Raw genomic sequence first — 8530 nt, forward strand, 5'->3', positions numbered from 1 at the left:
ATCCCACCGGGCAACCGGCAACCCCCGCCGCCCGCGACCACGCCGACTCCGGCGAACCCGCGACACCGGCGCTCAACCGCAGGCCACCGGCCGCCGCACCGGCGACACCGCCGGTGACCGGCCGCCCGGCACCCCGGCCCGCAGCACAGCGTCCCGTGTCACCCCAGCCCACATCTGGGCCCCGGCGTCCCGTCCAGGAACGACAGCCGGCCCATGCCGAGCCCCTGGTGGCGGGTACCCGCGGCTCGAATTCCACCGGTGATGTCGACGAGACCAGGGCCGGTGGCCCACCCGCCGGGAACACCCTCCTCAAGGCACCGGGCAAGAAACCCGACACCCAGGCCGCCGACACGCACGAGCCGCCACCCGAGGACTCGGACTCGTCGATCCTCAAGACCGGCGGTTCGATCGCCCTGGCGACGCTGTTCAGCCGGATCACCGGCTTCCTGCGTACCGTCCTGATCCTGTCGATGCTCGGTTCGGGTCTCGCTTCGGCGTTCCAGGCGGCCGACGTGCTGCCAAATATGATCGCCGAGGTGGTGCTGGGCGCCGTCCTCACCGCGATCGTGATCCCGCTGCTGGCCCGGGCCGAGGCCGAGGACCCCGACGGCGGCGAGTCGTTCACCAACAAGATATTCACACTGGTGGTGGTCGTCCTGGGGGTGGCGACGGTCGTCGCAGTCATCGCCGCGCCGGTGCTGACGTTCCTCAACGTCGGCGACGGCAAGGTCGACCGCGATCTGTCGACGGCGCTGGCGTACCTGCTGCTGCCGGAGATCCTGTTCTACGGCCTGACCGCGTTGTTCATCGCGATCCTCAACATGCGCGGCTACTTCAAGCCGGGCGCGTGGGCGCCGGTCCTCAACAACATCGTGCAGATCTCGGCGCTGGTGGCGTTCCGGCTGGTGCCGGGTGAGATCACGCTCAACCCGGTCAAGATGAGCGACCCGAAGCTGCTCGTGCTCGGCGTCGGCTGCTCGCTCGGCGTGGTGCTGCAGGCGATGATCCTGGTGCCGTGGCTGCGCCGCGCCGGGGTCAGGCTGCGCCTGGAGTGGGGTATCGACGCGCGGCTGCGCCAGTTCGGCAACATGGCCGTCGCGATCATCGGCTACGTGCTGGTGCTGCAGGTCGGCATGATGATCACCTACCGGATCGCGTCCTCGGCCGCGGAGAGCGGCATCAGCGCCTACTTCACGCACTGGCAGCTGCTGCAGTTGCCGTACGGCATCCTCGGCGTCACCATCCTGACCGCGATCATGCCGCGCCTGTCCCGGAACGCGGCCGCCAAGGACCACAGGGCCGTCGTCGAGGACATGTCGCTGGCGACCCGTCTGACGATGGTGTCGCTGGTGCCGATCGTCGCCTTCATGACGTTCTTCGGGCCGGCCATCGCGATCGCCGTGTTCAACTTCGGCAACTACACCCAGCACGATGCCGAGCAGCTCGGTTCGGTGCTGGCGTGGGGTGCGTTCACGCTCATCCCGTACGCGATGACGCTGGTGCAGCTGCGGGTGTTCTACGCCCGCGAGGATCCGTGGACGCCGACGGCGATGGTCGTCGGCATCACCGGGGTCAAGGTGGTCGCGTCGTACCTGGGCACCGTGTTGTTCGACGACGCCGACCAGGTGGTGCGCTGGCTGGCGCTGTCGAACGGTCTGGGTTACCTCGTCGGCGCGATCGTCGGGCACCAGTTGCTGCGGCGCCGGTTGGGCGCTTTCCGGATGACGGATGTGAAACGCACCACAATCGTGTCCATCGCGACGTCGGTGCTGGTCACCGCGGCGGTGTGGGCGGTGGCCGAATTGTCCGGCCTGTCGAACCTGTCCGGGCACCACGGCAAGATCGGGTCCCTGGCCTATCTGGTGATCACCGCCGTGGTGGTCCTGGGTATCGTGTACTCGGGACTCGCCGCTTGCAAGGTGCCCGACGTGGTCGCGATCTTCGACGCCGTCCAGCGCCTGCTCGGCCGGTTCATCCCCGCGCTGGCCCCCAAGACACCGCCGTCCGCGGACAGCGCCGCCTCGCTCACCCTGCAATTTCCACGGGTCGGGAACGACGACGCTCTCCCGTACTCTGGACAGGTACAGATCATGCGCCGGTTCGACCGGGGCACGTCGAGCTGGCAGTCGTACGCGGTGCATTCGGGCGGTGCGACGGGAATGCATGGCGCCTATGCCGCCAACCGGATGGTTCTGCCCCCCGACACGAGATACCGCAGGAGAGGATTCGGGCACGTGAGCGAAACCAGCGCCACCCAGGCACCGAACGTGCCCGAGACGTTGGCGGCGGACGCTGCTGCGCCCGTCCCACCCGCTCCCGTACAGGGGATCGGGGCGAACGACGCCCCCACCAAGGTGGTCAACCTCGCGGGCATGAACACCCCGGATTCCCCGGAGACTGACGCCCCGGAAACCGCCGACACCGAGAACACTCCTGACGCCGAGGGCGGCACCCCCAAGGCCTCCGATGACCAGGCCGCCCCCGACGGTCCGCCCCTGGCACCCGAACCGGCGGTCCGCGGACCGCGCCTGATCGCCGGTGCCGCGGTCGCCGGCGGCCGGTACCGGCTGCTCGAGGGCCACGGCGGAACGCGGGGCCTGCAGTTCTGGCGCGCCCGGGACACCAACCTCGACCGCGAGGTCGCGCTGACCTTCGTCGACGCCGACCAGATGGCGCCGGCACCCGCCCGGGGCACGCAGATCAAGGTGTCCGACACCGGACCGCAGGCGGTGCTCGCCCGCACGCTGCGCCTCGGGCAGGTCAACTCGCCGGGTGTGGCGCGCGTCCTCGACGTGGTGCGCGGCTCGTCGGGCGGCATCGTGGTGTCCGAATGGGTGCCCGGTTCGTCGCTGACGGAGGTCGCCAAGTCGGGTCCGTCGCCCATCGGCGCGGCGCGGGCGGTGCGGGCGCTGGCCGCGGCCGCCGAGGCGGCCCACCGCTCCGGTGGCGCACTGTCCATCGACCACCCGGACCGCATCCGTATCAGCTCCGACGGCAATGCGGTGCTCGCCTTCCCGGGCACCCTCGCCGGCGACGACAAGGCCTCCGACGTGCGCGGCCTCGGTGCGGTCCTGTACGCGCTGCTCCTCGACAGGTGGCCGCTCGACGCCGCGACCGGGTCCAAGGTGATCACCACCAATGACACCACCGAGCCGGTCGGTGGCCTCGAGGTGGCCGTCCCCGACAAAGACGGCGTGCCGGTCGAACCTCTCGATGCCCGCACGGGGGTGCCGTTCGAGATCTCGGCGGTCGCCGCCCGCGCCCTCGACGGCAACCGGGGCATCCGCACCGCGGCCACCGTGCAGCAGGTGCTCGACCAGGCGACCGTCGTCGACCTGAAGACCGATCTGCTGCCGACCATCGACAGCGATCAGCCGCCAGTGTCGGTGACGCCGCGCAAGACCGAGACCGATCCGGCCAAACGCAACATGGCGGTGCTGATCGGACTGGGCCTGGCCATCGCGTTCATCATTCTGGCGATCGTGGCGTGGGCCACCGGCATCTTCGGCGACGACGACGAGGCGACGGACATCGATTCGATCCTGCCCACCACGTCGGCGCCCGCCGCGACGACGGGCAACGCCGCCCCGCAGCCCGCGGCTCCCGCGCCCGCACCGGCCGGTCCGGTGGGGTTGCGGTCGGTGTCGCTGGTCGACTTCTCCGGTCAGCCCGCCGACAGCTCCGCCAACCTGCGCAATGTGGTCAGCGGCGCCGCACCGGCGTGGCAGACCGATAACTACCGGGGACGCTCGGACTTCGGTGGTCTCAAGTCAGGCATGGGGCTGATGTTCGCGCTGGACAAGGAGCATGCGATCAAGTCGGTCACCATCCGCACCAACACCCCCGGGTTCGATGTGTCGGTGCGGTCGGCGTCGTCGGCCACCCCGGGCGGCCTCGAGCAGACCAAGGAGCTCGCCGCCGGCCGCGTGACCGGGCGGACCCTGACCATCCCCGTCAACGGCGCGGCCCCCACCGGTCACGTCATGGTGTGGATCAAGTCGCTGCCGCCGAGCGGCAACGGCGGGTACCAGGCGTCGATCGCCCAGGTGTCCATGACCGGATAGCGAACCTCGTCATCCACAGACCCGGCCCTTGTGGCCGGGTCTTTTTTATGCCCCTGAGTCTTTTGTGCACCGGACATCGGGGTCATGGTCGCCTGCCGGACATGTGGCTGTCATCCGGCGGGCACACCTGCCTACCTCGCGGTCAGTTGTGCGTGGTTCCCGGAATCTGTTGCGGCACAGATCTTCCGGTATGCACCGAGGCGATTCACGGTTCCGCGACCGCATTCGGGCAGCAGCCTGCGCACGAAGCTATCCACAGAGTTGCCCACAACTGTGGATGGCGGGCTGCACCAACGGTTTCCGGATGGCTTAGTGCACTAAGCTCACATCTGGGAACGGGGAGGGGGAGCATGTGACCGGGGATGAGGAACTGCTGCACGCACACCTGCGGGGCGATCCCGCCGCCTTCACCACGCTCATCGAACGCCACCACAACCACCTGTGGGCGGTCGCCCTGCGCACCTGTGGCAACCCGCACGACGCGGCAGATGCGTTGCAGGAGACCCTCATCAGCGCGTACCAGACCGCAGGCCAGTTCCGCGGCGACGGTCCCGTGGCGGGCTGGCTGCACCGTATCGCGGTGAACTGCTCACTGGATCGATTGCGCCGCAACAGACTTCACCGGATAGTTCCCATCCCGGACCCCGACACGGCGCCGTTCGCCGACCCGTCCGACCAGATGGCCGATGTCGATCTGTCCCTGTCGATCGACGACGCCCTGCACCAGCTCACCGACGACCAGCGGGCCGTCATCATCGCCATCGACGTCGAGGGCAGGCCGCTCGCCGAGGTGGCCCGCCGTCTCGACCTGCCCGTCGGCACCATCAAAAGCCGCAGTTCGCGGGCCCGGGCCAGGCTCGCCCGGCTGCTCGGGCATCTCGTGGATCCGGACATGGACGCAGGAGGGATCACCGATGCACGCGCACCCCAACCCACCTGAGCTCCCCATGCCTCCCTTCCCGGTCGACCTACTCGCGGACCTGCACGCGGGTGCGCTCGACGACGTCACCGCGGCGCACGTCCGCGCGCATCTCGACGACGACGCGAGAGACGTCCTCGCGGCGCTGGACCGCACCGTCGCCGATCTGGGAGCGTGGCCCGTCCCGGCGGCCACCGCACCCGACGACGTCCTCACCAGGTCGCGGGCCACCCTGGCGGGTCTGTCGGCGCAACGCCCCGGCGGCCCCCGACAGGCGCGGCGCGTGCGGGGCCGGGTGCTCGCGGCGGCCGCCACGGTGACGGCCGTCGCCGCGGGAGGCATCACGGTGGCGGCGCTGAATACCGGTTCCGGACCCGATCGGCCGTCGAATCCCGTCGCGCTGTCCCCGGCCGAACGTGCGACGCTGCTGTCGGCTCTGAGCTCACCCGGTTCCGAGGCACCGGGCTCCCGCATCCGGGGCTTCGCGGACGAGGCACGCCTGCGCGGCTGCATCCGGGCGCACGGCATCGCCGACAGCGTGCCCATCGCGGGATCGGCCCCCGTACGCCTGCGTGGACGTGACGGCGTCGTCGTCCTGGTCACCACCGGCACCGTCGGACGGTTCACCGCCCTGGTCGTCGGCCCCGACTGTGGCCCCGGGAACCCGGCGACCATCGCCGAGACGACGATCGGGGGCTGACCAGGCTCGCCGACCGGTTCAGTGGGCAGCCACGGCCGACGGCCGGGAACACGACCGCATACGCTTGACGTTGTACGAGCCGGAACCGGCACCTGGCCGTCCCCGGCGGGAAGCGACTGCGCTCAAGCCGCAGCACGGAGGAATTGATGACCAACACCGATACCGAACACACCGACGCCCCGATCCACGATGTCATCATCGTCGGATCCGGACCCGCGGGGTACACGGCAGCCGTCTACGCAGCACGCGCCGAACTGTCGCCCGTGTTGTTCGAGGGCACCCAGTTCGGCGGTGCGCTGATGACCACCACCGAGGTGGAGAACTATCCCGGATTCCGCGAGGGCATCCAGGGTCCCGACCTGATGGACCAGATGCGCGAGCAGGCGCTGCGCTTCAACGCCGACCTGCGCATGGAGGACGTCGACGCGCTCCGTCTCGAGGGCCCGGTCAAGGAGGTCGAGGTGGCCGGTGAGGTGCACCGCGCCCGCGCCGTCATCCTCGCCATGGGTGCGGCCGCCCGCTACCTGGGCGTGCCCGGTGAGCAGGAACTGCTCGGCCGCGGCGTGTCCGCCTGCGCCACCTGCGACGGGTTCTTCTTCAAGGACCAGGACATCGCCGTCATCGGCGGTGGCGACTCTGCGATGGAGGAGGCCACCTTCCTCACCAAGTTCGCCCGCAGCGTCACCCTGGTGCACCGCCGCGAGGAGTTCCGCTCCTCCAAGATCATGCTCGAACGCGCCCGCGCCAACGAGAAGATCCGCTTCGTCACCAACGCCACCGTCGGCAAGGTCCTCGGCGAGAACTCGGTCACCGGCCTCGAGCTGGTCGACACCGTCACCGGCGAGACCTCGACGCTGGAGGTGACCGGCATGTTCGTCGCCATCGGTCACGACCCGCGCAGCGAACTCGTCCGCGGTCAGGTCGACCTCGACGACGCCGGCTACGTGCAGGTCGCCGGCCGCAGCACCTACACCTCCCTGCCCGGTGTGTTCGCCTGCGGTGACCTGGTCGACCACACCTACCGGCAGGCCATCACCGCCGCCGGCAGTGGCTGTGCGGCCGCCATCGACACCGAACGCTGGCTCGCCGACCAGCCCGACGGGATCGACGACGCCGACCCCGTCGCCGCCACCGCTGTCGGCGTCTGACGCCGACATATCCCCCGAATCCCCGCACCCCAACCCAGAGGAGGGCCCACATGGGCGCCAACACCATCACCGTCACCGACGACACCTTCGCCGCCGAGGTGCTGCAGTCCGACAAACCCGTCCTGGTGGACTTCTGGGCCACCTGGTGCGGCCCGTGCAAGATGGTCGCCCCCGTCCTGGAGGAGATCGCCGGTGATCACGCCGACAAACTGACAGTCGCCAAGCTCGACGTCGACGCCAGCCCGGCCACCGCCCGCGACTTCCAGATCATGTCCATCCCGACGATGATCCTGTTCCAGGACGGCAAGCCCACCAAGACCATCGTCGGCGCCAAGGGCAAGGCCGCCCTGCTCCGCGAGCTCGACGGGGTCGTCGGGGCCTGAGGCCCGCATTCGGATCGTCACCCAATCCTCACCGGATCGTCCACTCTGGACCGTCCGGTGAGGATTCACCCGCTGCTAGAATTGGCGGCGCCGTCACCAACTGAGAGAATGCAGGTTGGCCCATGGGCTCGCACACGGGTGCGAGCTGCGCACGAAGTGGGCCCAGACGGCAGCAAGGAGCGCTCGATGCGGATCTACCGGCTTGGTGACGAGGGCTCGGTTATTTCCGAAATCAGAACGATCCTTGCCAATCGTGGGCTGCTGCCCACCCCCGATCCGGACCAACCGGCCGCCTTCGACGAGGCCTGTGATCACGCGGTCCGCGCCTTCCAGCAGGAACGCGGCCTGATCGTCGACGGGATCGTCGGGCCGGCCACCTACCGGGTGCTGCGCGAGTCGTCCTATCAGCTCGGCGCCCGCATCCTGCTGTACCGGCTGTCGGCGCCGATGGCCGGCGACGATGTGGCCACCCTGCAGTCGCGGCTGCAGAATCTGGGCTACTACACCGGGCTGGTCGACGGCACGTTCGCCGAGAGCACCCACAACGCGGTGTGCCTGTATCAGAGCGAGTACGGGCTGGCCTCCGACGGCATCTGTGGGCCGTCGACACTGCGGTCGCTCGAGCGTCTCGGCATCCGGGTCACCGGCGGGTCCCCGTACGCGATCCGGCAAGAGGAGCATGTCCGCAGCTCCGGGCCTCAACTGGCGGGCAAGCGGGTGCTCATCGACCCGGGTTCCGGCGGTGCGCATGAGTTCTCCACCGGGGCGATGGCCGACTTCGAGTCGAAGATCCTCTGGGACCTGGCCTCGCGCCTGGAGCGCCGGATGGCGGCGGCCGGGATGGAGACGTTCCTGTCGCACGACGGGCACGGCACCCCCACCGACGAGGATCGCGCCCGCGTCGCCAATCAGGTGGGTGTGGATCTCACCATTTCTTTGCGGTGCGCCCATTACTCCAATGAGCGTGCGCACGGCGTCACCACATTCTATTTCGGCAATTCACACGGGTCTTTTTCCACCATCGGCCGTGAATTGGCGCAGTTTATTCAGCGCGAGATCGTCGCCCGCACCAAACTTCTGGATTGCCGGACACATGAACGCACGTGGGAAATCCTGCGGCTCACCAAGATGCCCGTCGCATTGATCGACGTCGGCTATATCACCAACAGCGCCGACGCCGCGCTGCTGAACGATCCGCAAGCCCGCGACACCATTGCCGAGGCCATTCTCGTGGCCGTCAAACGGGTGTATCTACTGGGTGAGAATGATCAGCCCACCGGCACCTACACGTTCGCCGATCTCCTTGCGGCAGAAGG

At 69.1% G+C, this 8530-nt stretch carries 6 protein-coding genes; all 6 read left to right on the forward strand.

Annotated features, from left to right (window positions below; genetic code table 11):
- Positions 1 to 227: 227 nt before the first annotated feature.
- Positions 228 to 4064 carry a murein biosynthesis integral membrane protein MurJ gene (murJ, locus tag GOAMR_RS22810; RefSeq protein WP_005193489.1) on the forward strand — a complete coding sequence of 1279 codons (3837 nt, stop codon included), beginning with the start codon at positions 228 to 230 and terminating at the stop codon, positions 4062 to 4064.
- A gap of 352 nt (positions 4065 to 4416) precedes the next feature.
- A complete protein-coding gene (sigM, locus tag GOAMR_RS22815; RefSeq protein WP_005193490.1) occupies positions 4417 to 5004 on the forward strand; it encodes an RNA polymerase sigma factor SigM in 588 nt (195 codons plus the stop codon).
- Between the two features lie 7 nt (positions 5005 to 5011).
- On the forward strand, positions 5012 to 5683 hold the full coding sequence (locus GOAMR_RS22820; protein ID WP_050942882.1) for an RsmA family anti-sigma factor: 672 nt from the start codon (positions 5012 to 5014) through the stop codon (positions 5681 to 5683).
- Positions 5684 to 5829: 146 nt separating this feature from the next.
- Positions 5830 to 6831 carry a thioredoxin-disulfide reductase gene (trxB, locus tag GOAMR_RS22825; RefSeq protein WP_005193493.1) on the forward strand — a complete coding sequence of 334 codons (1002 nt, stop codon included), beginning with the start codon at positions 5830 to 5832 and terminating at the stop codon, positions 6829 to 6831.
- A 50-nt stretch (positions 6832 to 6881) separates the two neighbouring features.
- The gene (gene trxA / locus GOAMR_RS22830) at positions 6882 to 7214 is read left to right on the forward strand and encodes a thioredoxin (protein ID WP_005193494.1); all 333 of its coding nucleotides are present in this window, start codon (positions 6882 to 6884) and stop codon (positions 7212 to 7214) included.
- 186 nt (positions 7215 to 7400) lie between these two features.
- The coding region (locus GOAMR_RS22835) for an N-acetylmuramoyl-L-alanine amidase (protein ID WP_005193495.1) at positions 7401 to 8530 on the forward strand (1130 nt) is incomplete at its 3' end.

The organism is Gordonia amarae NBRC 15530 (assembly GCF_000241345.1).
Classification (GTDB): domain Bacteria; phylum Actinomycetota; class Actinomycetes; order Mycobacteriales; family Mycobacteriaceae; genus Gordonia; species Gordonia amarae.

Excerpts from the sequence above, each read along its gene's own strand:
- GOAMR_RS22820 (WP_050942882.1), top strand. The coding sequence starts at position 5,012 with ATGCCTCCCTTCCCGGTCGACCTACTCGCGGACCTGCACGCGGGTGCG.
- trxB (WP_005193493.1), top strand. The coding sequence starts at position 5,830 with ATGACCAACACCGATACCGAACACACCGACGCCCCGATCCACGATGTC.
- trxA (WP_005193494.1), top strand. The coding sequence starts at position 6,882 with ATGGGCGCCAACACCATCACCGTCACCGACGACACCTTCGCCGCCGAG.